The sequence below is a fragment of the Streptococcus oralis genome (genome assembly GCF_004127215.1).
Lineage (GTDB): Bacteria > Bacillota > Bacilli > Lactobacillales > Streptococcaceae > Streptococcus > Streptococcus oralis_BD.
Genome location: NZ_QEWJ01000012.1, coordinates 25,018 through 47,567 on the forward strand (window position 1 = coordinate 25,018; position 22,550 = coordinate 47,567).

At 41.8% G+C, this 22,550-nt stretch carries 29 protein-coding genes and 1 pseudogene; 26 read left to right on the plus strand and 4 right to left on the minus strand.

The window, feature by feature from the left end; genetic code table 11:
• The first annotated feature begins 95 nt into the window (after nt 1-95).
• Nucleotides 96-728, plus strand: a complete 633-nt coding sequence (locus tag DF216_RS08805; protein WP_129326601.1) for a DJ-1/PfpI family protein — start codon at nt 96-98, stop codon at nt 726-728.
• 265 nt (nt 729-993) lie between these two features.
• Nucleotides 994-2,130, plus strand: coding sequence for a molecular chaperone DnaJ (gene dnaJ, locus DF216_RS08810; RefSeq protein ID WP_129326602.1), 1,137 nt, complete (start codon nt 994-996; stop codon nt 2,128-2,130).
• 78 nt (nt 2,131-2,208) lie between these two features.
• Here dnaJ and DF216_RS08815 read toward each other — a convergent pair whose 3' ends face one another.
• From DF216_RS08815 to DF216_RS08825, 3 genes are all read right to left on the minus strand, one after another.
• Entirely contained in the window at nt 2,209-2,862 is a 654-nt protein-coding gene (locus tag DF216_RS08815) for a hypothetical protein (RefSeq protein ID WP_129326603.1), read from the minus strand.
• A 69-nt stretch (nt 2,863-2,931) separates the two neighbouring features.
• Nucleotides 2,932-3,210 carry a hypothetical protein gene (locus DF216_RS08820; protein WP_129326604.1) on the minus strand — a complete coding sequence of 93 codons (279 nt, stop codon included), beginning with the start codon at nt 3,208-3,210 and terminating at the stop codon, nt 2,932-2,934.
• 9 nt (nt 3,211-3,219) lie between these two features.
• Nucleotides 3,220-3,630, minus strand: a complete 411-nt coding sequence (locus DF216_RS08825) for an HIT family protein (protein WP_129326605.1) — start codon at nt 3,628-3,630, stop codon at nt 3,220-3,222.
• Between the two features lie 67 nt (nt 3,631-3,697).
• Here DF216_RS08825 and DF216_RS08830 point away from each other — a divergent pair, with 67 nt between their 5' ends.
• Together DF216_RS08830 and DF216_RS08835 are read left to right on the plus strand one after the other, a co-directional pair.
• On the plus strand, nt 3,698-4,429 hold the full coding sequence (locus DF216_RS08830) for an ABC transporter ATP-binding protein (protein WP_129326606.1): 732 nt from the start codon (nt 3,698-3,700) through the stop codon (nt 4,427-4,429).
• Nucleotides 4,426-5,475, plus strand: coding sequence for an ABC transporter permease (locus DF216_RS08835; RefSeq protein WP_129326607.1), 1,050 nt, complete (start codon nt 4,426-4,428; stop codon nt 5,473-5,475). The genes DF216_RS08830 and DF216_RS08835 overlap by 4 nt, the downstream gene beginning before the upstream one ends.
• A 55-nt stretch (nt 5,476-5,530) precedes the next feature.
• Here the strand turns inward: DF216_RS08835 and DF216_RS08840 are convergent, their stop codons facing one another.
• Nucleotides 5,531-5,860 (minus strand): helicase BlpT, encoded by a 330-nt coding sequence (locus tag DF216_RS08840; protein WP_129326608.1) that lies wholly within the window; start codon nt 5,858-5,860, stop codon nt 5,531-5,533.
• Between the two features lie 278 nt (nt 5,861-6,138).
• Here DF216_RS08840 and DF216_RS08845 point away from each other — a divergent pair, with 278 nt between their 5' ends.
• The 22 genes and pseudogenes from DF216_RS08845 (at nt 6,139) to DF216_RS08960 (ending at nt 22,513) form a co-directional block, all read left to right on the plus strand.
• Nucleotides 6,139-6,477, plus strand: a complete 339-nt coding sequence (locus DF216_RS08845) for a LytTR family DNA-binding domain-containing protein (protein WP_129326609.1) — start codon at nt 6,139-6,141, stop codon at nt 6,475-6,477.
• 4 nt (nt 6,478-6,481) lie between these two features.
• Nucleotides 6,482-7,219: a response regulator transcription factor gene (locus DF216_RS08850; protein ID WP_129326610.1), complete on the plus strand. Its 738-nt coding sequence runs from the start codon at nt 6,482-6,484 to the stop codon at nt 7,217-7,219.
• Between the two features lie 13 nt (nt 7,220-7,232).
• Nucleotides 7,233-8,581, plus strand: a pseudogene (locus DF216_RS08855) (sensor histidine kinase).
• A gap of 68 nt (nt 8,582-8,649) precedes the next feature.
• Nucleotides 8,650-9,006 (plus strand): hypothetical protein, encoded by a 357-nt coding sequence (locus tag DF216_RS08860; RefSeq protein WP_129326611.1) that lies wholly within the window; start codon nt 8,650-8,652, stop codon nt 9,004-9,006.
• 375 nt (nt 9,007-9,381) lie between these two features.
• Complete coding sequence (locus DF216_RS08870; RefSeq protein WP_129326613.1) at nt 9,382-9,786, plus strand: immunity protein; 405 nt, start codon at nt 9,382-9,384, stop codon at nt 9,784-9,786.
• An 82-nt stretch (nt 9,787-9,868) separates the two neighbouring features.
• Nucleotides 9,869-10,252, plus strand: a complete 384-nt coding sequence (locus DF216_RS08875) for an immunity protein (RefSeq protein ID WP_162284879.1) — start codon at nt 9,869-9,871, stop codon at nt 10,250-10,252.
• A gap of 74 nt (nt 10,253-10,326) precedes the next feature.
• Complete coding sequence (locus DF216_RS08880; protein WP_129326614.1) at nt 10,327-11,016, plus strand: CPBP family intramembrane glutamic endopeptidase; 690 nt, start codon at nt 10,327-10,329, stop codon at nt 11,014-11,016.
• 41 nt (nt 11,017-11,057) lie between these two features.
• Nucleotides 11,058-11,306: an immunity protein BlpZ gene (gene blpZ, locus DF216_RS08885; protein ID WP_129326615.1), complete on the plus strand. Its 249-nt coding sequence runs from the start codon at nt 11,058-11,060 to the stop codon at nt 11,304-11,306.
• Nucleotides 11,307-11,339: 33 nt separating this feature from the next.
• Nucleotides 11,340-11,951, plus strand: coding sequence for a CPBP family intramembrane glutamic endopeptidase (locus DF216_RS08890; protein ID WP_129326616.1), 612 nt, complete (start codon nt 11,340-11,342; stop codon nt 11,949-11,951).
• A gap of 162 nt (nt 11,952-12,113) precedes the next feature.
• On the plus strand, nt 12,114-12,908 hold the full coding sequence (gene ccrZ / locus DF216_RS08900) for a cell cycle regulator CcrZ (RefSeq protein ID WP_129326618.1): 795 nt from the start codon (nt 12,114-12,116) through the stop codon (nt 12,906-12,908).
• Complete coding sequence (gene trmB / locus DF216_RS08905) at nt 12,905-13,540, plus strand: tRNA (guanosine(46)-N7)-methyltransferase TrmB (RefSeq protein WP_001266088.1); 636 nt, start codon at nt 12,905-12,907, stop codon at nt 13,538-13,540. Before ccrZ ends, trmB begins: the two co-directional genes overlap by 4 nt.
• Before the next feature lie 126 nt (nt 13,541-13,666).
• Nucleotides 13,667-14,146, plus strand: coding sequence for a ribosome maturation factor RimP (rimP, locus tag DF216_RS08910; RefSeq protein WP_000338691.1), 480 nt, complete (start codon nt 13,667-13,669; stop codon nt 14,144-14,146).
• 42 nt (nt 14,147-14,188) lie between these two features.
• Nucleotides 14,189-15,325 (plus strand): transcription termination factor NusA, encoded by a 1,137-nt coding sequence (gene nusA, locus DF216_RS08915; protein ID WP_000032278.1) that lies wholly within the window; start codon nt 14,189-14,191, stop codon nt 15,323-15,325.
• 21 nt (nt 15,326-15,346) lie between these two features.
• Nucleotides 15,347-15,640, plus strand: a complete 294-nt coding sequence (gene rnpM, locus DF216_RS08920) for an RNase P modulator RnpM (protein ID WP_000857560.1) — start codon at nt 15,347-15,349, stop codon at nt 15,638-15,640.
• The gene (locus DF216_RS08925) at nt 15,633-15,932 is read left to right on the plus strand and encodes a YlxQ-related RNA-binding protein (protein WP_129326619.1); all 300 of its coding nucleotides are present in this window, start codon (nt 15,633-15,635) and stop codon (nt 15,930-15,932) included. Before rnpM ends, DF216_RS08925 begins: the two co-directional genes overlap by 8 nt.
• Nucleotides 15,933-15,948: 16 nt before the next feature.
• Nucleotides 15,949-18,732, plus strand: a complete 2,784-nt coding sequence (gene infB, locus DF216_RS08930; protein WP_129326620.1) for a translation initiation factor IF-2 — start codon at nt 15,949-15,951, stop codon at nt 18,730-18,732.
• A 166-nt stretch (nt 18,733-18,898) separates the two neighbouring features.
• Nucleotides 18,899-19,249, plus strand: coding sequence for a 30S ribosome-binding factor RbfA (gene rbfA, locus DF216_RS08935; RefSeq protein ID WP_001273601.1), 351 nt, complete (start codon nt 18,899-18,901; stop codon nt 19,247-19,249).
• Nucleotides 19,250-19,346: 97 nt separating this feature from the next.
• Entirely contained in the window at nt 19,347-19,580 is a 234-nt protein-coding gene (locus DF216_RS08940; protein WP_000368739.1) for a DUF1858 domain-containing protein, read from the plus strand.
• A complete protein-coding gene (locus tag DF216_RS08945; RefSeq protein WP_129326621.1) occupies nt 19,580-20,914 on the plus strand; it encodes a DUF438 domain-containing protein in 1,335 nt (444 codons plus the stop codon). Before DF216_RS08940 ends, DF216_RS08945 begins: the two co-directional genes overlap by 1 nt.
• Before the next feature lie 9 nt (nt 20,915-20,923).
• Complete coding sequence (locus DF216_RS08950) at nt 20,924-21,178, plus strand: DUF1912 family protein (RefSeq protein ID WP_000119718.1); 255 nt, start codon at nt 20,924-20,926, stop codon at nt 21,176-21,178.
• Nucleotides 21,179-21,275: 97 nt separating this feature from the next.
• Complete coding sequence (locus DF216_RS08955; protein WP_129326622.1) at nt 21,276-21,671, plus strand: helix-hairpin-helix domain-containing protein; 396 nt, start codon at nt 21,276-21,278, stop codon at nt 21,669-21,671.
• Nucleotides 21,672-21,952: 281 nt separating this feature from the next.
• Nucleotides 21,953-22,513 (plus strand): GNAT family N-acetyltransferase, encoded by a 561-nt coding sequence (locus DF216_RS08960; RefSeq protein ID WP_129326623.1) that lies wholly within the window; start codon nt 21,953-21,955, stop codon nt 22,511-22,513.
• Nucleotides 22,514-22,550: the final 37 nt, after the last annotated feature.

Consider the following 22,550-nt stretch of genomic DNA (forward strand, 5'->3'; position numbering starts at 1 on the left):
AGTTTGATTTTTAAAACTCGAACTAGTAAGTATAAGAAGAAATCCAGAGGTTGCAACCCAGCCTCTGTTTTTCGGTAAAATAGAGGATGTTGCGTATGAAAAAAGTACTTTGTATCATTTATCCTAATTTTTCTCTTTATGAGATAACCGCTTTAACAAGTACTTTAGCTCTGTCTTTTGACATCACGATTGATTATGTCGCTTCAGATTATTCGATAGTTATATCTGAGGATGGCTTACCTTGTCAACCTACAAAAACATTGGATCAAATCTGTATAGAAGAGTATTCTTGTATCATTTTACCAGGAATGGTAAATATAGGTCCTGCTCTACAAGATGAGAAATTGATCTCGTTTTTGAGAAGTCTCGATGAGCAAGATATCCTAATTGCAGCCGTTTCTTCAGCGCCACTTTTATTGGCGAAAGCAGGTTTGTTGAACGACACGAAATTTACAGGTGGAATTTGGCAAAACTTCTTTGACTATTTTGAATTTCTTCCACGTGAAAATTTCCAACCGAAAGTTCTTGTGCAAGATAAACAAATCATTACGGCTATCGGTTTTGCACATCAAGAGTTTGCAAGAAAAGTGATTCTAGGTTTAGGATTGACAGAGAATACGGACAACTATTTTAAAGAACAGAACGAGCATGCTGAAGAGGATTTGATATTTACTCTATCAGATGAAGAGTTTGATCAAGTGAAGCAGAGTATAGAAAATAGCCTCTAAAGATTTACATGAAAATTATAGAAAGGAACAAAGAGTGTTCGGGGAATTGAACTTGAGCTCTGAAGTTTCTTACTCAATATAAAAGAAAGAAATTGAACCCGACCTAAATCGTGGTTTGATTCACAATATCAATAGAAAGGAATAAGGGTGTTCGTAATTGAACTCGAGCGGAAAGCTTAGAAATTAGATAAACCTCCTAAGAAATCAGGATTTCTTGTCGGTTTCCTAAATTTCAGTCGCTTTCTGTTCGCTCTTAGTATCTTGTATGAACAATACTGAATTTTATGATCGTCTGGGGGTGTCCAAAAACGCTTCGGCAGACGAAATCAAAAAGGCTTATCGTAAGCTTTCAAAAAAATATCACCCAGATATCAACAAGGATCCTGGTGCTGAGGAAAAGTACAAGGAAGTTCAAGAAGCCTATGAGACTTTGAGTGACGACCAAAAACGTGCAGCCTACGACCAATATGGTGCTGCAGGTGCCAACGGTGGCTTTGGTGGTGCTGGTGGTTTCGGTGGCTTTGACGGAGCAAGTGGCTTCGGTGGTTTTGAGGATATCTTCTCAAGTTTCTTTGGCGGAGGCGGAGCTTCGCGCAATCCAAACGCTCCTCGTCAAGGGGATGACCTCCAGTATCGTGTGAATTTGACTTTTGAAGAAGCTATCTTTGGAACGGAAAAAGAAGTGAAATACAACCGTGAAGCAAGCTGTCGTACATGTAATGGCTCTGGTGCTAAGCCAGGAACAAGTCCAGTCACTTGTGGACGCTGTCATGGTGCTGGTGTCATTAACGTTGATACGCAAACACCTCTTGGTATGATGCGTCGCCAAGTAACCTGTGATGTCTGTCATGGTCGAGGAAAAGAAATTAAAGACCCATGTACTACATGTCATGGAACAGGTCATGAAAAACAAGCTCATAGCGTCCATGTCAAAATCCCTGCTGGTGTGGAAACAGGCCAACAAATCCGCCTAGCTGGTCAAGGCGAAGCAGGATTTAATGGTGGACCTTACGGGGACTTGTACGTGGTGGTTTCAGTTGAAGCCAGTGATAAATTTGAACGTGAAGGAACAACCATTTTCTACAAGCTGAACCTTAATATTGTCCAAGCGGCCCTTGGTGATACTGTGGAAATTCCAACCGTGCATGGCGATGTTGAATTGGTTATCCCAGAGGGGACTCAGACTGGCAAGAAATTCCGTCTACGTGGCAAGGGTGCTCCGAGCCTTCGTGATGGTGCCGTTGGTGACCAATACGTTACAGTTAATGTCGTGACTCCGACAGGTTTGAACGACCGGCAAAAAGCTGCGCTTAAAGAATTCGCCGCTGCAGGTGACTTGAAAGTCAATCCAAAGAAAAAAGGCTTCTTTGACCATATAAAGGATGTCTTTGAAGGTGAATAAAGTAAAAAGAGCCGATTGGCTCTTTTTTGTGTTATCTTTGAAAATTTAGCATCGAAAAATCATTTTCCAGTTAGCCTGCTATTTATACTTTTGAGTAAGCAGGCCAGCTGCATCCATCTCCCGGATGAGTTGCTTGATTTCCGCTTCTTTACCAGGCTTAATGGTGACGGTATCAATGTGTTTGATCGCCGAATTATCCTGAATATCCACCAAAGTCAAAGCTTTTTCATAGAATGCAATTCCCTTTTTTAGACTTTCCTGATCATTCCAAAAGAGAATTGAGTAATTGGGATTAAATTTCTTTCCGATTTCTTGGAGATACTTCTCGCTTTCTTTCTCTAAAAACTGCAATAAACCATGATTGAACAAGTTATCCCCTACTTTATAGTATGAAATCTCTCCTGTCTGTAGGACATAGACTTCGAGTCGGTTTTTGGTGAGTTTTGGACTTTCTTTTAGGACGGTGTGACTATTGATAACCTCATCTGAGAAAGTAACATAAAAATTTAAGCCTCCACCCTCGAATTGATAATGTCCATTTGATTCTACTTTCTTAGGAGGCATGTCAAGGGAGATAAAGATTTGTTTTAAGGCTTCATTCCCCTCACGGATGTCACTTGGTGAAGCCTTGAAAAGATTCATCAGTAGTAGAAATGCTAGGGTCGCAAGAAGGCAGAGACAGCCACAAGGGATCGCGATGATTTTCGCTAGAACTTTTAAAAACTGTTTCATTTTCACTCCCTCCCTTTTCTGTTCGAATCTAGTAACCCAAAATGGATTTAAGGAAAGTTGGAGGATTTATTATTCTTGTTTTTCTTCTTGGAGGATCGCCATTCTGGTTTGGAAATCTTTTTCCAAGACTTTGAATTTATAGGTTAAATCCTTTTGGTATTCCTTGATAAGGGCTTTTTGTTGGTTGATGATTTGGAGGCTGTTTTGGATGATATTCAAATCATCCTTGATAGCTTCGACGCGGTCAGTTGTATCTAGCACTTCATCCTGAATGGCTTGGCGATTTTTTACGACAAAATAACTTCCAGCTGCAGCTCCTACGAAGAGCAGTAGATTTGATAGTTTCATGGCATCTCCTTAAGCGTTTCTAATGGTTTCAGCGACTTGGGCAAGTTTGTCAAAGTCTGGTTCGTGGGCGATAAAGTCAATCTTGAGGTCATCTTCTGCACCGTAGCGAGGTACGAGGTGCACGTGAGTATGAAAGACTGTTTGACCAGCGATTTCCTCGCAGTTAGCAATGATATTCATGCCGACAGCCTTGGTAGCCTTCATAACTTTTTGAGCTACCAGTGGCACTTGGGCAAAGAGTTGGCTGGCACTTGTAGCATCCATCTCCAAAAGATTGCGATAGTGTTCTTTTGGTACAATGAGGGTGTGTCCAGGCGTTACTTGAGAGATATCAAGAAAGGCAAGAACCTGCTCATCTTCGTATACTTTTGAAGCAGGAATCTCCCCTGCGATAATCTTACAAAAAATGCAATCTGACATAAAATCCACCTCTACTCTATTGAATTTTGATATAATATAGCTACATTATACCAGATTCGGAGAAAATATGTTAGAAATTAAAAACCTGACAGGTGGCTATGTTCACGTCCCTGTCTTGAAAGATGTGTCCTTTACAGTCGAAAGTGGGCAGTTGGTCGGTTTGATTGGTCTCAACGGTGCTGGAAAATCAACGACTATCAATGAAATTATCGGTCTTTTGACACCTTATAGTGGTTCCATCAATATCAATGGCCTGACCCTGCGAGAAGATGCGACCAACTACCGCAAGCAAATTGGCTACATCCCGGAAACGCCTAGCTTATATGAGGAATTGACCCTCAGAGAGCATATCGAAACTGTGGCAATGGCTTATGGTATCAATCAGAAAGTGGCTTTTGAACGAGTAGAACCACTTTTAAAAATGTTTCGTTTAGATCAGAAGTTAGATTGGTTCCCAGTTCATTTTTCAAAAGGAATGAAGCAGAAGGTTATGATTATCTGTGCTTTTGTCGTGGATCCGAGTCTCTTTATCGTGGATGAGCCTTTTCTTGGTCTCGATCCCTTGGCGATTGCTGACTTGATTCAGCTTTTGGAAGTGGAAAAGCAAAAAGGCAAGTCCATCCTCATGAGTACCCACGTGCTGGACTCTGCGGAAAAGATGTGTGACGCCTTTGTTATCCTCCACAAGGGAGAGGTGCGGGCTCAGGGGAACCTCCAGCAACTCCACGAGGCCTTTGACATGCCTGAGGCTAGCCTGAACGACATTTACTTGGCCCTGACCAAGGAGGAGAAGCTATGAAAGACTTGTTTTTAAGGAGAAAGCAGGCTTTTCGTAAGGAGTGTGTCGGTTATCTACGTTATGTTCTCAATGACCACTTTGTCTTATTCCTGCTGGTTCTCATCGGTTTTCTAGCCTACCAGTACAGTCAACTCTTGCAAAATTTTCCTGAAAATCATTGGCCCATCCTCTTGTTTTTGGGAATTGTATCTGCCTTGCTTTTGGCTTGGGGCGGAATCGCGACCTACATAGAAGTGCCTGACAAGCTCTTTCTCTTAGTAGCTGAAGAGGAGGTCAAGTCATACCTCAAAGGGCAGATAGTGCGTTCATTGGTTTTCTGGACAATTGTTCAAACCCTCTTTTTACTCTTATTTGCACCCTTGTTTTTAGCCATGGGCTATGGCTTGTCAGTCTTTATTGCCTATGTGCTTTTATTAGGAGCTGGGAAATACCTCCTCTTTCGTCAAAAAGCCAGCAAATTTTTCACTGAAACTGGACTGAACTGGGACTATGTCATTGCCCAAGAAAGCAAGCGTAAGCAAGTCTTACTTCGTTTCTTTGCCCTCTTTACTCAGGTCAAGGGCGTTTCAAATAGTGTCAAGCGTCGCGCTTACCTAGACTTTATCTTAAATGCTGTTCAGAAGGTACCTGGCAAGATCTGGCAAAACCTCTATCTTCGTTCTTATCTGCGAAATGGAGACCTCTTTGCTCTCAGTCTTCGCCTCTTGCTCCTATCCTTGTTAGCTGTGATTTTTATCGAACAGTCTTGGATTGCGACAGCAGTGGTTGTCCTATTTAATTACCTTATGCTCTTCCAGTTGTTGGCTCTCTATCGTGCTTTTGACTACCAGTACTTGACCCAGCTCTTTCCTTTAGAAAAGGGTGAAAAAGAGAAAGGACTACAGGCAGTTATCCGAGGATTGACAGGTTTTGTTTTAATGGTTCAACTGATAGTTGGTTTGATTACCCTCCAAGAAAAACTAGCCCTTCTAGCCCTGCTTGGAGCTGGACTGGTCCTACAAATCTTGTATCTACCTTATCAGGTGAAACGCCAGATGCAAGACTAACATTGCTTAAACAATACAAAAATAAGTTGAGTTCTGTCTCAGCTTCTTTTATTTTCTACAAGATAATAGTTGGTCCGTAGAGACTTGGCTTGGTTTTGACTTGGTCAAAGTGGAAACGGTCATAGGCCCGCCAAGCGGCGCGAGTGGGAGCATCTGGATTGAGAGCGCTGAGACCCAGGAGAAGACTGGAAGTCTGGTAAAATTTTTCCAGTTCAATCAAGAATCGATTATCCACTGTCTCGGTTTTAGAGAGAAAGTCAAGGATATTGTCCAGCTGCTCCTGAAAGCGGACATCGTCAGCTGTTGCCTGTTTGCAGACTTGGTAGGCTTTGTTTAACTCAGTTATCAGTGTCTGAGCTTTTTTGATTGGGTCTGTAACCGTCATGAGAATGCCTCCTTTGTGCTGGTTCTAAAGTTGTTTCAAGTGATTTTCTTTCTATAATTAGAGCTTATCACTTTTAACTCCTTTTTTACCTTCAAATCTTTAATTGTCATTGAAATTTCCTGAATGGTAATTGCAGGATTTTATGATAAAATAATTGTAAGGTTATCATAGCTATTTTGCGAATGATTCGACACTTTAGGAATTTTTGAGAACCATTTAGGATTTGGTGAAAAATAGTTTCTAGACTTATGCTATCCTCTTTTTAGGAGGTTTTATCCATGAGCTACATTATCATCCAAAAAGAGAAAGAAATTTTCAAATTAAACATAAAGGATATCTACTATATCCAAACGCATCCAAGTAAAGCCCATACCGTGCAGATTGTTACAGAAAACGCTAGCTTTGATCTATTTCAAAATTTAAGCAATCTTGAGAAACAATATGGAGAAACCTTGACGAGATGTCATCGAAATTGTCTGGTTAACCTTGAACGGCTAAAATCCATGGATATCCAATCAAAGACCCTCTTTCTTGGAGAAGAAGGTCGATATGCTGTTCAGTATGCCAGACGTCGCTATAGAGACATTCGCCAAAAATGGTTGAAACAAGGAGAGTAAGAAGATGAGAATATTTGTTTTAGAAGATGATTTCTCCCAACAGACTAGGATTGAAACGACGATTGAGAAACTCTTGAAAGAACATCATATCATTCCCAGCTCTTTTGAAGTCTTTGGCAAGCCAGACCAACTTCTGGCAGAGATGCATGAGAAGGGAGCACATCAGCTATTCTTTTTGGACATTGAGATTCGAAATGAGGAGATGAAAGGCCTAGAAGTGGCAAGAAAGATTCGGGATCGAGATCCTTATGCCCTGATCGTCTTTGTGACGACTCACTCGGAGTTTATGCCCCTGTCCTTTCGCTACCAGGTATCAGCTTTGGACTACATTGATAAGGCCTTGTCGGCAGAGGAGTTTGAGTCTCGTATCGAGACAGCTCTTCTCTATGCCGATAGTCAAGACAGCAAAAGCCTGGCGGAAGATTGCTTTTACTTTAAATCAAAATTTGCTCAATTCCAGTATCCTTTTAAAGAGGTTTACTATCTCGAAACGTCCCCAAGACCCCATCGTGTTATTCTCTATACCAAGACGGATAGGCTGGAATTTACGGCGAGCCTAGAGGAGGTTCTCAAGCAGGAGCCTCGTCTCTTGCAGTGTCATCGTTCTTTTCTCATCAATCCAGCCAATGTAGTGCATTTGGATAAGAAAGAAAAACTGCTTTACTTTCCCAATGGTGGAAGCTGTCTAATCGCGCGTTATAAGGTTAGGGAAGTGTCTGAGGCTATCAATAACTTACACTGAGTGAGGTGATGGAATGGAATTAGTTTGGAAGATAGTATATGCGTTTTTGATATCTGGATTGGAATTGTTTATATTTTTTAAGGTAGATGGAATTGTTCTGACTCTGGAGAGAGTTTTTAAGGCCTTTCTTTTTAAGATACTTTTGGCAGTTGTTTTTGTAACGATTAGCTATATAGTAGGAAATAATTACCTATCTTATTTTGTGGAACCCTTGTACGGAATCGGTTTATCTTTCTTGTTTTTAAGAGGGTTTCCTAAAAAACTCCTTCTATTTTATGGTCTCTTTCCAATGATATTGGTGAATCTCTTTTATAGAGGAGTCTCCTATTTTGTGCTTCCATTTTTGGAGCAAGGGCAGGTGTATGATGACCGCTCTTTTATTTGGTTATTTATAAAAATTTTCATTTGCTTTGTTTCTCTAGCCTTTTTGAAATGGTTAGACTATGATTTCACTAGCTTGAGAAGGGAGATTCTAGATAAAGATTTTCAAAAGTCCCTGACTAAGATTAACTGGATAATGGGAACCTACTATCTAGTGATGCAAAGTTTGTCTTATTTAGAATATGTACAAGATATTCAATCAACGACTGTTCGCCATCTGATCCTAGTGTTTTACTTGCTTTTTTTATGGGGGTTGTCAAGAAATTGGATACCTACTTGAAGGAAAAACTTCAGGAGAAACTGAACCAAGAGCAGACCTTACGCTACAGAGATATGGAACGCTATAGTCGGCATATAGAGGAGCTTTATAAGGAAGTACGGAGCTTTCGCCATGATTATGCCAACCTCTTGACCAGCTTAAGCCTAGGCATTGAAGAGGAGGATATGGAGCAGATAAAAGAGATCTACGACTCCGTCTTGAAGGATTCTAGTGAAAAATTGCAGGACAACAAATATGACCTTGGTAGATTGGTGAATATTCGGGATCGTGCCCTCAAAAGTCTCCTCGCAGGAAAATTTCTAAAAGCCAGAGAAAAGGATATTGTCTTTAATGTCGAAGTTCCTGAGGAGATCCAAGTTGAGGGGATGAGCCTACTTGATTTTCTAACCATTGTGTCTATCCTTTGTGACAATGCTATTGAAGCTAGTGCAGAGGCCAGTCAACCTCATGTTTCAATCGCTTTTTTAAAAAATGGAGCACAGGAGACCTTTATCATTGAAAACTCCATCAAAGAAGAGGGCATAGATGTTTCTGAAATCTACTCTTTTGGAGTTAGTTCTAAAGGGGAGGACCGAGGTGTTGGTCTCTATACAGTTATGAAGATTGTGGAAAGTCATCCCAATGCCAGTCTCAATACCACCTGTCACAACCAAGTCTTTCGTCAGGTTTTGACAATTCACTCGATGTCAGTTGATGATTAGAAGATTTGTGAAAAGAAGTACTGCCTGCAGTCATCAATTAAAATACTATAGTATGATAGATATCCTATATGAATAGGAAATCCTATTTTATCATCTGTTCTACGTTGATCATAGCATCGAATCTTCTTATGCTGTTTGTGGTGAACAAGGGAGAAGAAACAGGGAGCAATCTGTTTGTGATTGCTATAGCCTGTGTTTTGCTACCAGTCTTTTTATATGCAGTTGAAAACCGACAGACTTCATTAGTAAATGTAGAATCAATACTCCTGATTCAGTTGGCAGTTATATCTCTACTCCGTCTTATCAACAGAATAGGGAGTACGCCTGAAATTCTCAACATTATCATTACCCTTCTCGTTTTGGCAGTTGGGACAGCTGGTATCTTTGTTGCAATCATGAAAATATATCAGAACAGACGGAAGTGAGGGTGAGTAGCTTTTGAATTTTAGGTCTTTACGTTGTTAAATTCCCTTGGGGAAAGTATGTTTTTCATACTTGCTTTTTTTAATTTTTTTACAATTTAGGAAGTTTTGATGACCATTCATGATTTGGATGAATTAAGCTCAAAAGGAGTGCTATACTAGGAGTGTAAAGGGTGTAGCTTATCTAAGATTAAGCACACATTTAGGAGGAAATCTTATGAAGAAAAAAATACTTGTCATTTTAACCTTGTATCTGATCATGTCCATCTTTCTTTATCCGCTTAGGGAAAGTGTTTGGTATCTTCTGTTTTATACTATAGCCTATATGATTGCAGTTATGATCTATTTTGCTTTAACTAAAAAGAAAGGAGCAAAAAAATGAAAACTTTTCTTGCTAAAAAACGGAACATTTTTCTTACGAGATTGTTCCTAGGGCAGTTTCCCCTGCTTGTCTCTACTTATCTATTTCTATCTCGTCAGTTTTTAAATTTTTCCTTGGTTTTCCAATTTCTTTTAGTGGTTATTAACTTGGCTTCGATTTTGGTTACTGTTTACCTCACTAGGGAAATGAGGATAAGAGAGTTTGAAGATGATGATTTGGTTAGTCCTAGAACCAATCAAGTCATGTTCATCGGCTTGACAGGTTTTATGTCTATTATCTGTTTGTATAGAGGTATAACAGCAGGAGAATTCTATCAACAATTAATTGCCTATATTGGCGCTATTCTCTGCTTGATCATCATGCTTCTGCTCATTTGGGGATTGAAGTATTATAAAAAGTAGCTTGCCTTCCTCTTCTGACAGAATCTTTTATTAGGAGGCTCTATTAAACTGTCCGTGAAATAAGTGAATGGAGGTATTTAAAATGAAATATAGATTATTTCTTGTTATTTTCTTGAGTAGTATTTTGGATATTCTTTTAGGAACATTTTTACAAATCTCTAATGTATCGATTGGGTGGCTTGTTCTTTACAGTGCCTTGTTTGAAGCAGGAGTTTTTCTTCTTACCAATAAAGGGTTTGCGGTCCAAATCAAGGAGGCAGACATTCAAAACCGTTTTAAATTTATTTTTGGAAAAACGATATGGTTTCAAATTCTTTTGCTTATCTTTGTGATGGCCAAACTTTATCTTGGTTTGGATGCGAAGTTGATTTTATTTTACGGGCATATTTTCATTATCTTTAATGCCTTAATATATCTATTATCTAGTAGTCGGGTTAGTCTTAAAAAGAGCAAACCGTCCTCTTAATCTTGTAGCAGTAGAGCCCGGCAAGGGGAGGTATTAGGCTAGTCGTTGCCTTGTAAATAGTAGGGAGGAGTTCTATGAAAAAACACCCTATTCTTTTCAAAACGAGTGCCATTCTTTCTTATTTATTTCTGTTTTTCGGATTGTTTTGGACAACCCAATTTTGGAGCAATTATTGGGAGTTCTCGTCTTGGGTAGGAAATCTTATCTGGATTCGAAACATCATCAGTTTTCTCTTTATCGGCTTGATGATTTGGATTTTGGTCAGGTCGGGACATGCTTATCTCTTTCGTATCCCTAGGAAAAAGTGGTTGAGCTATTCTGTTCTGACGGTGTTAGCAGCTGTTGTGCTTATATGCTTTAACTATCTGACAGCTAAACACGTTCAGGGGACCAATGAAGGTTGGAATTTGCTTATTGCCTATAGCGAGACAAATTTTGCGGAGTTTGGTATTTACCTAACCTTAATAGTACTAGGACCTCTGATGGAAGAATTGGTATGTAGGGGACTGCTTCAACATGCCTTCTTTAAGAATTCGAGATGGGGGCTGGATCTTCTCTTTCCGTCATTCTTATTTGCCTTGCCCCACTTTTCTAGCTTGCCAAGTCTCGCAGATATTTTTGTCTATACGACAGTGGGCTGTCTATTTGCCTGTCTGACACGTTATACTAAGAGTATCTATCCTTCTTACGCGATTCATATTGTTAATAATATCATCGCAAACTTACCATTTTTGCTCACTTTTCTACATAGAATCTTGGGGTAAAAAACTAAAAGGCTTGCTTTTCAGCCATAGAGGAGGTCATCATGTATAAACACTTATTTTTCCTAGATTCAAAAACATTAGACTGGCTGACACCCTATATTCTAGACTTGGCTTCTGACACCATTGCCTTTAACGTTTTTTTGCTCACCTTTGTATCTGTGGTGGTCTTTTCTTTCCTGAATCTCATGCTAGCATTTATGGCTATATTCTTAGGGGCTGGCTATGTTGTCGGATTTTGGTTACTAAAATGGTTTGTTTTGGAAAGACTAGAGCTAAAGGATGACGTGTAGGAAAGTCTGTTTGGTGAGGAGGAGGTTAATTTTATGGCCATTTTTAATAAATGTCATGCCTTGTTTTTTGGATTCTTAGTATTTGCAATCGTTGGTGCAGCGGGGTATTCCATCAATCAAGGGGATTATTTTCAACACCAGTATACATTCATTGTTGTAAAGAGTCTCTTGCTTTTCCTTAGTTTTGGCTATGCGAAATGGTTTGACATGATTTCTTTTGGTATTTTAAGCAAGAAACAACTCTTGTTGTTCATTGGAATCTTTCTTCTTACTGTGCTAGTAAATATAGGTTATCATACCTTTTTCTCAGTTTCTTCTGGTGCAGCAATCCAACACCTTGAGGAAACTAGTAACGGACTTTCACTTTCCTTTATTGTAAGTGTCACAGTTTTAGCACCTATCCAGGAGGAATTCATTTTCAGAGGAATCCTGCAAGGTGCGATTTTTGAAAATTCTTGGCTAGGTCTTGGACTGACTGCCTCTCTCTTCTCTTTCCTGCATGCTCCTTATGATGTTCCCTCGTTTTTCTATTATCTACTTGGAGGCTTGTTGCTGGGATTTGCTTACAAAAAGAGCCAAAACCTATGGGTTTCCACTTTAGTCCACATGTCTTACAACAGTTTACCACTCTTAACTTATTTATAAAAATCATGAAAAGGTAAGCAGACGATGATGCTTGCCTTTTTCTTTTCATAATAATGCCTCAAGCCGATCCAGAGGCTTTTCTTTGAAAATCGGGTATGGACTGGTTGACGAATAGGCCAAAAACTAGTAGAATAGTAAGGAAACTTTATACGGAGGAAAGAAATGGACTTGGGTGATAATGAGCTAACACTGACCCCTATACCTGGGAAGAGTGGCAAGGCTTATATGGGAAGCTACCCTGATGGGAAGCGCGTCTTTGTAAAAATGAACACCTCTCCAATCCTACCTGGCTTAGCCAGAGAACAAATCGCTCCTCAATTACTATGGACTCGTCGTTTGCCAGATGGTCGTGATATGTGTGCCCAGGAATGGTTGACGGGCAAAATCTTGACACCGCACGATATGAACCGCAAGCAAATCATCAATATCTTGACGCGTCTCCACCGCTCACGTCCCTTGATGAAGCAGTTGAGCCGTTTGGGATATACCATGGAGACGCCAGTAGACTTGTTGAAGTCTTGGAGACAGGAAGCACCCGAAGCCTTGAAACGACATCAGTACTTAAACTCGGTGATTGATGATTTGCGCAGGACGGTTCCAGGTTTTAGGGAAGACCATGCAACGATTGTGCATGGGGATCTTCGCCATAGTAATTGGATTGAGACAGAGAGTGGGCTTGTTTATCTAGTGGATTGGGATTCGGTTCGTCTGACGGATCGCATGTTTGATGTGGCGCATATGCTGTGTCATTATATTCCAGAGCAACATTGGCATGATTGGCTAACTTATTACGGTTATAAGTACAATCAGACAGTGTTAGATAAATTGTATTGGTATGGTCAATATTCTTACTTGAGCCAGATTACCAAATACTTTGTAAATCAAGATTTAGATAATGTAAACCGGGAGATTTATGCCTTGCGTGTCTTCCGTGACAAGTATGGAAAGAAGAGATGAGAGTTAGAAATCGTAAAGGGGCGACAGAATTACTAGAGGCCAATCCTCAGTATGTGGTCCTCAATCCCTTGGAAGCAAAAGGGAAATGGCGAGACTTGTTTGGAAATGATCATCCTATTCATGTTGAAGTTGGAAGTGGGAAAGGGGCCTTCGTATCAGGAATGGCCAAGCAAAACCCTGACATCAACTACATTGGGATTGATATCCAAAAGTCGGTATTGAGTTATGCCTTGGACAAGGTGCTTGAAGTTGGAGTACCTAATATCAAACTTTTGTGGGTAGATGGTTCAGATTTGACTGACTATTTCGAAGACGGTGAGATTGATCGTCTCTACCTAAACTTTTCAGATCCCTGGCCTAAAAAACGCCATGAAAAACGTCGTTTGACTTACAAGAGTTTCTTGGATACCTTCAAGCGTATCTTGCCTGAAAATGGGGAAATCCATTTCAAGACAGATAACCGTGGCTTGTTTGAGTATAGTCTAGTGAGCTTTTCTCAGTATGGGATGAAACTCAATGGTGTTTGGCTGGATCTGCATGCCAGTGATTTTGAAGGCAATGTCATGACGGAATATGAGCAAAAATTCTCCAGCAAAGGTCAAGTCATCTACCGAGTTGAGGCAGAATTTTAAGAAATAGCTTGAAAACCAGCCGTTTGAGTGCTTATACTTTACATAAATTGACAAACGTGCTATACTGATAGTAAGAATATGAGAAAGAGAGGCGGGGAAATATCTTCGCCTCTTGCTTATGAGGAGGTGGACGCAATCGCAACAATCGTAGAATTAGTCAGAGAAGTTGTAGAACCTGTCATCCAAGCGCCTTTCGAGCTCGTGGATATCGAGTATGGAAAGATTGGCAGTGACATGATTCTCAGTATTTTTGTAGATAAACCCGAAGGAATTACCTTGAACGACACGGCAGACTTGACAGAAATCATCAGTCCTGTCCTAGACACCATCAAGCCCGATCCCTTCCCAGAACAATATTTCCTAGAAATCACCAGTCCAGGCTTGGAACGTCCTTTGAAAACCAAGGATGCTGTCGCTGGAGCGGTTGGGAAATACATTCATGTCGGGCTCTACCAAGCCATTGATAAACAAAAAGTCTTTGAGGGAACCTTGTTGGCCTTCGAAGAGGACGAGTTGACTATGGAGTATATGGACAAGACACGTAAGAAAACTGTCCAAATTCCATACAGTTTAGTATCAAAAGCACGTTTAGCAGTAAAACTATAGAAAAGAAAGGATAGCTTTTGAGGATTCAAAAGTGAAGAAAACATGAGTAAAGAAATGCTAGAGGCCTTCCGCATTTTGGAAGAAGACAAGGGAATCAAAAAAGAAGACATCATCGACGCAGTAGTAGAGTCGCTTCGTTCCGCTTATCGCAGACGCTATGGTCAGTCTGACAGCGTAGCTATCGACTTCAACGAAAAAACAGGAGACTTTACAGTTTATACTGTTCGTGAAGTGGTTGATGAAGTATTTGATAGCCGTTTGGAAATCAGCTTGAAAGATGCTCTTGCCATTAATTCTGCCTATGAGCTTGGTGACAAAATTAAGTTTGAAGAAGCACCAGCTGAGTTTGGTCGTGTAGCAGCCCAATCTGCTAAACAAACCATTATGGAAAAAATGCGCAAGCAAACACGTGCCATTACTTACAATACTTACAAGGAACATGAGCAAGAAATCATGTCTGGTACAGTAGAACGCTTTGACAACCGCTTCATCTACGTCAATCTCGGTAGCATCGAAGCCCAATTGTCAAAACAAGACCAAATCCCTGGAGAAGTCTTTGCTTCCCACGACCGTATCGAAGTCTATGTTTACAAGGTTGAAGACAACCCTCGTGGTGTCAATGTATTTGTCAGCCGTAGCCATCCAGAAATGATCAAACGCTTGATGGAGCAAGAAATTCCAGAAGTCTACGATGGAACTGTTGAAATCATGAGCGTAGCCCGTGAAGCTGGTGACCGTACGAAAGTTGCCGTTCGTAGCCACAATCCTAACGTGGATGCTATCGGGACAATCGTTGGACGTGGTGGTGCCAATATCAAGAAAATCACCAGCAAATTCCACCCAGCTCGTTACGATGCTAAGAGCGACCGCATGATTCCTGTCGAAGAAAACATCGACGTTATCGAGTGGGTAGCAGATCCAGCTGAGTTTATTTACAATGCCATCGCACCGGCAGAGGTTGACCAAGTTATCTTTGATGAAAATGACAGCAAACGTGCCTTGGTCGTTGTGCCTGATAACAAGCTTTCTCTTGCCATCGGTCGTCGTGGACAAAACGTTCGCTTGGCGGCTCATTTGACAGGTTACCGTATCGATATCAAGTCTGCAAGTGAATTTGAAGCTATGGAAGAAGCAGGTCAAGTGGATTACGCAGCTGCGGATGAATTGACAGAAGAATAAAAACTGCTAGAGGAGGGAAAGATGAAAACAAGAAAAATCCCTTTGCGCAAGTCTGTTGTATCCAACGAAGTGATTGATAAGCGTGATTTGCTGCGCATTGTCAAGAACAAGGAAGGACAGGTCTTTATCGATCCAACAGGCAAGGCCAATGGCCGTGGCGCTTATATCAAGCTAGACAATGCAGAAGCCCTAGAGGCAAAAAAGAAGAAAGTCTTTAACCGTAGCTTTAACATGGAAGTTGAAGAAAGCTTTTATGACGAGTTGATCGCCTATGTGGATCACAAAGTGAAAAGAAGAGAGTTAGGACTTGAATAAGCAAAAGATAAGCAATCTCTTGGGACTTGCTCAGCGAGCAGGTCGGATCATATCGGGTGAAGAATTGGTGGTCAAGGCCATCCAAGACCAGAAAGCCAAACTAGTCTTTCTAGCACAGGATGCTGGTCCCAATCTGACCAAGAAGATTCAAGATAAAAGTGACTATTATCAAGTAGAAGTTATAACCGTGTTTTCAACACTGGAATTAAGCATAGCAGTCGGAAAATCCAGAAAGGTTTTGGCTGTGACAGATGCTGGATTTACAAAGAAAATGAGGTTTCTTATGGAATAGAAGAGGAGGACATGATTTGTCTAAGAAAAGATTGTACGAAATCGCAAAAGAACTTGGAAAAGAAAGTAAAGAAGTTGTAGCGCGTGCAAAAGAGTTGGGCTTGGATGTAAAAAGCCACTCATCGAGCGTGGAAGCTGCTGCTGCTGAACAAATCGCAGCTAGCTTTAAACCAGCTGCTCCGAAAGCAGAAGCAAAAACTGCAGCACCAAAAGTAAGTGTAGAAAAGAAAGCAGAAAAGCCTGTTTCAACTAAACCAGTTGTCACTAAGGAAGAAAGCAAACCAGCTGCACCTGTAGCTCCTAAGGAAGAAAAAGTAGTGGCCGCAAGACCACAAAGTCGAAACTTCAAGGCGGAGCGTGAGGCGCGTGCCAAAGAGCAAGCAGAGCGACGCAAACAAAACAAAGGCAACAACCGTGACCAACAACAAAACGGCAACCGTCAGAAAAACGACGGCCGTAATGGTGGCAAACCTGGTCAAGGAAACCGCGACAATCGTCGATTTAACGACCAAGGGAAAAAACCACAAGGTCAAGGGAATCGTGGCAATGATCGTCGTCAGCAACAAGACTTCCAGCCTAAACAAGCTGGCCCACGTGTTGACTTTAAAGCCCGTGCGGCAGCCCTAAAAGCAGAGCAAAATGCAGAGTACGCACGCTCAAGCGAGGAGCGCTTCAAACAATCGCAAGCTGCCAAAGAAGCCTTGGCTCAAGCTAATAAACGCAAGGAGCCTGAAGAAATCTTTGAGGAAGCTGCTAAGCTAGCTGAACAAACGCAGCCGGCCGTAACAGTAGCTCCTGTAGCGAAAGAAGCGCCAGTGGATACACGTCGTAAAAAACAAGCTCGACCAGACAAAGAACGTGACGATTATGATCACGAAGAAGATGGTCCTAGAAAACAACAAAAGAATCGAAGTAGTCAGAATCAAGTGAGAAATCAAAGAAATAGTAACTGGAATAACAACAAGAAAAATAAAAAAGGGAACAAGCAAAACAACCGTAACCAGACTCCAAAACCTGTTACAGAGCGCAAGTTCCATGAGTTGCCAACAGAATTTGAATATACAGATGGTATGACTGTTGCTGAAATCGCAAAACGTATCAAACGTGAACCAGCTGAAATCGTTAAGAAACTCTTTATGATGGGTGTTATGGCGACACAAAACCAATCTTTGGATGGGGAAACCATTGAACTCCTATTGGTAGATTATGGTATCGAAGCCAAACAAAAGGTTGAAGTGGATAATGCCGACATCGAACGTTTCTTTGTCGAAGATGGGTATCTCAATGAAGATGAGTTGGTTGAGCGTCCACCAGTTGTAACCATCATGGGACACGTTGACCATGGTAAAACCACCCTTCTAGATACCCTTCGTAACTCTCGTGTTGCGACAGGAGAAGCAGGTGGTATCACTCAGCATATCGGTGCCTACCAAATCGTTGAAAATGGCAAGAAGATTACCTTCCTTGATACACCAGGACACGCGGCCTTTACATCTATGCGTGCGCGTGGTGCATCTGTTACCGATATCACTATCTTGGTCGTAGCGGCAGACGATGGTGTTATGCCTCAGACTATCGAAGCCATCAACCACTCAAAAGCAGCGAACGTTCCAATCATCGTAGCTATCAACAAAATTGATAAACCAGGTGCCAATCCAGAACGTGTTATCGGTGAATTGGCTGAACACGGTGTTATGTCAACTGCTTGGGGTGGAGATTCTGAATTTGTTGAAATCTCAGCTAAATTCAACCAAAACATCGATGAACTCTTGGAAACAGTCCTTCTTGTGGCTGAAATCCAAGAACTCAAGGCAGACCCAACAGTCCGTGCTATCGGTACGGTTATCGAAGCTCGTTTGGATAAAGGGAAAGGTGCGGTTGCAACCCTTCTTGTCCAACAAGGTACTTTGAATGTGCAAGACCCAATCGTTGTCGGAAATACCTTCGGTCGTGTCCGTGCTATGACCAATGACCTTGGTCGTCGTGTCAAGGTGGCAGGACCATCAACGCCCGTTTCTATCACAGGTTTGAATGAAGCTCCGATGGCGGGTGACCACTTTGCTGTTTACGAAGATGAAAAATCTGCGCGTGCAGCAGGTGAAGAACGTGCCAAACGTGCCCTTATGAAACAACGTCAAGCTACCCAACGTGTCAGCCTTGAGAACCTCTTTGATACCCTCAAAGCCGGTGAGCTCAAGTCAGTCAACGTTATCATCAAGGCTGACGTACAAGGTTCGGTTGAAGCCCTTTCTGCCTCACTTCAAAAGATCGACGTAGAAGGCGTGAAAGTTACTATCGTTCACTCAGCGGTCGGTGCCATCAATGAATCTGACGTGACACTTGCCGAAGCTTCAAATGCCTTTATCATCGGTTTCAACGTACGCCCTACGCCACAAGCTCGTCAACAGGCAGATGCTGACGATGTGGAAATCCGTCTCCACAGTATTATCTACAAGGTTATCGAAGAGATGGAAGAAGCCATGAAAGGGATGCTCGATCCTGAATTCGAAGAAAAAATCATCGGTGAAGCTCTTATCCGTGAAACCTTCAAGGTGTCTAAAGTGGGAACCATCGGTGGATTCATGGTTATCAACGGTAAGGTTACCCGTGACTCTAAAGTCCGTGTTATCCGTGACGGTGTTGTTATCTATGACGGCGAACTTGCAAGCTTGAAACACTACAAAGACGACGTCAAAGAAGTTACAAACGGTCGTGAAGGTGGATTGATGATTGAGGGCTACAATGATATCAAGATGGATGATGTGATTGAGGCATACATCATGGAAGAAATCAAACGATAATAGAGAAACGATAGCTCATTTGACTCGTTGTCAACAGCGCCTTGATGAACTTCAGTTCTATCAAAGGCTTGTTTCCTAGATTCAAATGGCTCTAGTTCCTCTATCTATTAGAAAGTAGCTAGGTCTGCTGGCCTAGCTTTTGGTTCAAAGTAGAGAAAGGAATATCATGGCAAATCATTTCCGTACGGATCGTGTAGGCATGGAAATAAAGCGCGAAGTCAATGAGATTTTGCAAAAGAAAGTCCGTGATCCCCGTGTCCAAGGTGTGACCATCACAGATGTTCAGATGCTGGGTGACCTATCCGTTGCCAAGGTTTACTACACCATTTTAAGTAACCTTGCTTCGGATAATCAAAAAGCTCAAATCGGGCTTGAGAAAGCAACTGGGACCATCAAACGTGAACTTGGTCGCAATTTGAAATTGTACAAAATCCCAGATTTGACCTTCGTCAAAGACGAATCCATCGAATATGGAAACAAGATTGACGAGATGCTACGTAATCTGGATAAGAACTAAGAAAGAGGGGATGACCCTCTTTTTTAGTGTGCGCCAGCCCTCCTTGTGGTATAATATAAAAAGCTAAATCATTTTAGAATATACAATGGAGGTCGTCATGGACAATATCATCGATGTGTCAATTCCTGTTGCAGAAGTGGTGGACAAGCATCCAGAAGTCTTAGAAATTCTAGTGGAGCTAGGGTTTAAACCACTAGCCAATCCTTTGATGCGTAATACAGTCGGTCGCAAGGTGTCGCTCAAACAGGGTTCTAAGCTTGAAGGAACTCCTATGGACAAGATTGTGCGCACACTGGAAGCGAATGGTTACGAAGTGATTGGATTAGACTAATGGCAGATGAACGGATTCATATCCTACGGGATATTTTGTTAGAATTGCACAATGGCGCCTCTCCTGAGTCAGTTCAGGAGCGTTTTGATGCGACCTTTACAGGTGTGTCAGCCATCGAGATTTCCCTCATGGAGCACGAGCTGATGAACTCAGACTCAGGTGTTACCTTTGAAGATGTTATGGAGCTCTGTGATGTCCATGCCAATCTTTTTAAAAACGCTGTTAAGGGTGTCGAAGTAGAGGATACCGAGCATCCTGGGCACCCCGTTCGCGTCTTCAAGGATGAAAATCTGGCTCTCCGTGCTGCCTTGATTCGCATTCGGAGACTGTTAGATACCTATGAGTCTATGGAAGACGAGGAAATGCTGGCAGAGATGCGCAAGGGTTTGTTCCGTCAAATGGGGCTTTTGGGGCAATTTGACCTCCACTATCAGCGCAAGGAAGAGCTCTTCTTTCCTATCATGGAGCGCTATGGACACGATTCACCTCCCAAAGTTATGTGGGGAGTGGATGACCAGATCAGGGAACTCTTTCAAACAGCTCTAACGACAGTCAAGTCACTACCAGAAGTGTCGATTAGCAGTGTAAAAGAAGATTTTGAAGCTTTTGCGCCAGAGTTTGAGAGCATGATTTTCAAGGAAGAGTCCATCCTTCTCATGATTCTCCTTGAGTCCTTTACTCAGGATGACTGGCTTCAGATTGCAGAGGAGAGCGATGCTTACGGCTATGCCATCGTCCGTCCGTCTGAGAAATGGGTGCCAGAACGCCAGAGTTTTGTAGAGGAAAAGAGTGCAGAGGAGGTCTTGCAGATAGATAGGGCTGAAGGCCAAGTGCAGCAAGTTATCGATACACCAGAAGGCCAGTTTACCATTACCTTTACCCCTAAGGAAAAGGAAGCAGTGCTGGACCGCCATAGTCAACAGGCTTTTGGGAATGGCTATCTCTCGGTTGAGCAAGCCAACCTCATCCTCAATCACCTCCCTATGGAGATTACCTTTGTCAATAAAGACGATATTTTCCAGTATTACAATGACAATACGCCAGCTGATGAGATGATTTTCAAACGGACACCGTCCCAAGTTGGGCGCAATGTCGAGTTATGTCATCCTCCAAAATATTTGGAGAAGGTCAAAGCCATCATGCAAGGTCTTCGTGAAGGGGTCAAGGACAAGTATGAAATGTGGTTCAAATCTGAGTCGCGAGGCAAGTTTGTCCACATCACCTACGCAGCAGTACACGATGAGAACGGAGAATTTCAAGGCGTGCTGGAGTATGTTCAGGATATCCAGCCCTACCGTGAGATTGATATGGACTACTTCCGTGGATTAGAATAAGGAGAATCAATGAGTTACGAACAGGAATTTATGAAGGAATTTGAAACTTGGGTCAATACCCAGATCATGATCAACGACATGGCGCACAAGGAAAGTCAAAAGGTCTACGAAGAAGACCAGGACGAGCGTGCCAAAGATGCCATGATTCGCTACGAAAGTCGCTTGGATGCTTATCAGTTCTTGCTTGGTAAGTTTGAAAACTTCAAAGCAGGCAAGGGATTTCATGATTTGCCAGAGGGCTTGTTTGGTGAGAGAAACTATTAAAATGAATATCCTTTCTTGATTTTTTCCCAAAATCTTGATAGAATATCTTTATTAAATCCTTGTCAGAGCAGGGATTTTTTATTGAAAGGATTTTATCATGTCAAAAAAACTCCAACGTAAAAAACAATTGCGAAATAGCCTTCGTCGTTCAGGTGCATTTTCAACTACAGTGACCAAGGTTGTCGAAGAGACCAAAAAAGTCGTGAAACATGCAGAAAAATCTGCCAGCCAAGCAGGAAAAGTTGTCTCTAAAAAAGTAGAACAAGCAGTAGAAGCCACTAAAGAGCAAGCACAAAAGGTAGCCAATTCTGTAGAAGATTTTGCAGCAAACTTGGGTGGACTTCCACTTGATCGTGCCAAAACTTTCTATGATGAAGGAATTAAGTCAGCTTCTGACTTCAAAAACTGGACTGAAAAAGAACTCCTTGCCTTGAAAGGAATCGGACCAGCTACCATTAAGAAATTGAAAGAAAACGGCATCAAGTTCAAGTAATTTTTCTTGTCCCTTGCATTTCCGTGAAAAACTTGTTACAATAAAGCCATCAGAGGTGTTTTGAATCCCACATTTTACAGAAAGTGGCGGTGCTGAGAAGTCCACAAATGTGTCAAAACTGGTTGCTGATGATTAAAATGAAATAAAAGTGTCTTTGTATATTCTTCGAAGACAAGAGTTGCGGGCGTTTCTGCCCGAAATTGGGTGGTACCGCGGATAACACATTCGTCCCTGTCATGTAGATGGCAGGGGCATTTTTTTATGGAAAGCGAGGGAGGAAGATGACAAGAGCAGAATTACCAGAACGAATAGAGACCGAGCGACTTGTCTTGCGAGTCCGTACAGTAGCTGATGCTGAGGATATCCATGCCTACGCTAGTTTACCAGAGATCGCCTATCCAGCAGGCTTTCCACTCGTCAAGACCTTGAACGATGAGATTTATTATCTGAAGCATATCCTTCCTGAGCGCAATCAAAAGGACAATCTCCCAGCTGGTTACGGCATTGTCGTCAAAGGAACCAATACCATCATCGGTTCTGTTGACTTCAATCACCGTCACGAAGATGATGTTCTTGAGCTCGGCTATACCTTGCACCCAGACTATTGGGGTCGGGGTTATGTTCCAGAAGCAGCGCGTACCTTGATTGATCTGGCTTTTAGAGAACTGGATCTTCATAAGATTGAATTGTCTTGCTTTGGCTATAATCTGCAAAGTCAACGAGTCGCAGAAAAACTTGGTTTTACCCTTGAAGCTCGTATCCGAGACCGAAAGGATGTTCAAGGAAACCGCTGTGACAGTCTGATATATGGTTTGCTGAAGAGTGAGTGGGAGGATTTTTAAAATGAGTAAGATATATCTTATTTCTATATGTCTTTAG

What these genes read in the sequence shown, in the direction of transcription:
- nusA (WP_000032278.1), top strand. Translation starts at nt 14,189, where the DNA reads ATGAGTAAAGAAATGCTAGAGGCCTTCCGCATTTTGGAAGAAGACAAG.
- ccrZ (WP_129326618.1), top strand. Translation starts at nt 12,114, where the DNA reads ATGGACTTGGGTGATAATGAGCTAACACTGACCCCTATACCTGGGAAG.
- DF216_RS08945 (WP_129326621.1), top strand. Translation starts at nt 19,580, where the DNA reads ATGGCAGATGAACGGATTCATATCCTACGGGATATTTTGTTAGAATTG.
- DF216_RS08825 (WP_129326605.1), bottom strand. Translation starts at nt 3,630, where the DNA reads ATGTCAGATTGCATTTTTTGTAAGATTATCGCAGGGGAGATTCCTGCT.
- DF216_RS08870 (WP_129326613.1), top strand. Translation starts at nt 9,382, where the DNA reads ATGAAAACTTTTCTTGCTAAAAAACGGAACATTTTTCTTACGAGATTG.
- blpZ (WP_129326615.1), top strand. Translation starts at nt 11,058, where the DNA reads ATGTATAAACACTTATTTTTCCTAGATTCAAAAACATTAGACTGGCTG.
- DF216_RS08845 (WP_129326609.1), top strand. Translation starts at nt 6,139, where the DNA reads ATGAGCTACATTATCATCCAAAAAGAGAAAGAAATTTTCAAATTAAAC.
- DF216_RS08940 (WP_000368739.1), top strand. Translation starts at nt 19,347, where the DNA reads ATGGACAATATCATCGATGTGTCAATTCCTGTTGCAGAAGTGGTGGAC.
- DF216_RS08815 (WP_129326603.1), bottom strand. Translation starts at nt 2,862, where the DNA reads ATGAAACAGTTTTTAAAAGTTCTAGCGAAAATCATCGCGATCCCTTGT.
- DF216_RS08840 (WP_129326608.1), bottom strand. Translation starts at nt 5,860, where the DNA reads ATGACGGTTACAGACCCAATCAAAAAAGCTCAGACACTGATAACTGAG.
- trmB (WP_001266088.1), top strand. Translation starts at nt 12,905, where the DNA reads ATGAGAGTTAGAAATCGTAAAGGGGCGACAGAATTACTAGAGGCCAAT.
- DF216_RS08850 (WP_129326610.1), top strand. Translation starts at nt 6,482, where the DNA reads ATGAGAATATTTGTTTTAGAAGATGATTTCTCCCAACAGACTAGGATT.
- DF216_RS08880 (WP_129326614.1), top strand. Translation starts at nt 10,327, where the DNA reads ATGAAAAAACACCCTATTCTTTTCAAAACGAGTGCCATTCTTTCTTAT.
- DF216_RS08820 (WP_129326604.1), bottom strand. Translation starts at nt 3,210, where the DNA reads ATGAAACTATCAAATCTACTGCTCTTCGTAGGAGCTGCAGCTGGAAGT.
- DF216_RS08955 (WP_129326622.1), top strand. Translation starts at nt 21,276, where the DNA reads ATGTCAAAAAAACTCCAACGTAAAAAACAATTGCGAAATAGCCTTCGT.
- DF216_RS08805 (WP_129326601.1), top strand. Translation starts at nt 96, where the DNA reads ATGAAAAAAGTACTTTGTATCATTTATCCTAATTTTTCTCTTTATGAG.
- DF216_RS08830 (WP_129326606.1), top strand. Translation starts at nt 3,698, where the DNA reads ATGTTAGAAATTAAAAACCTGACAGGTGGCTATGTTCACGTCCCTGTC.
- rnpM (WP_000857560.1), top strand. Translation starts at nt 15,347, where the DNA reads ATGAAAACAAGAAAAATCCCTTTGCGCAAGTCTGTTGTATCCAACGAA.
- rbfA (WP_001273601.1), top strand. Translation starts at nt 18,899, where the DNA reads ATGGCAAATCATTTCCGTACGGATCGTGTAGGCATGGAAATAAAGCGC.
- DF216_RS08835 (WP_129326607.1), top strand. Translation starts at nt 4,426, where the DNA reads ATGAAAGACTTGTTTTTAAGGAGAAAGCAGGCTTTTCGTAAGGAGTGT.
- dnaJ (WP_129326602.1), top strand. Translation starts at nt 994, where the DNA reads ATGAACAATACTGAATTTTATGATCGTCTGGGGGTGTCCAAAAACGCT.
- DF216_RS08960 (WP_129326623.1), top strand. Translation starts at nt 21,953, where the DNA reads ATGACAAGAGCAGAATTACCAGAACGAATAGAGACCGAGCGACTTGTC.
- DF216_RS08875 (WP_162284879.1), top strand. Translation starts at nt 9,869, where the DNA reads ATGAAATATAGATTATTTCTTGTTATTTTCTTGAGTAGTATTTTGGAT.
- DF216_RS08860 (WP_129326611.1), top strand. Translation starts at nt 8,650, where the DNA reads ATGAATAGGAAATCCTATTTTATCATCTGTTCTACGTTGATCATAGCA.
- DF216_RS08890 (WP_129326616.1), top strand. Translation starts at nt 11,340, where the DNA reads ATGGCCATTTTTAATAAATGTCATGCCTTGTTTTTTGGATTCTTAGTA.
- DF216_RS08950 (WP_000119718.1), top strand. Translation starts at nt 20,924, where the DNA reads ATGAGTTACGAACAGGAATTTATGAAGGAATTTGAAACTTGGGTCAAT.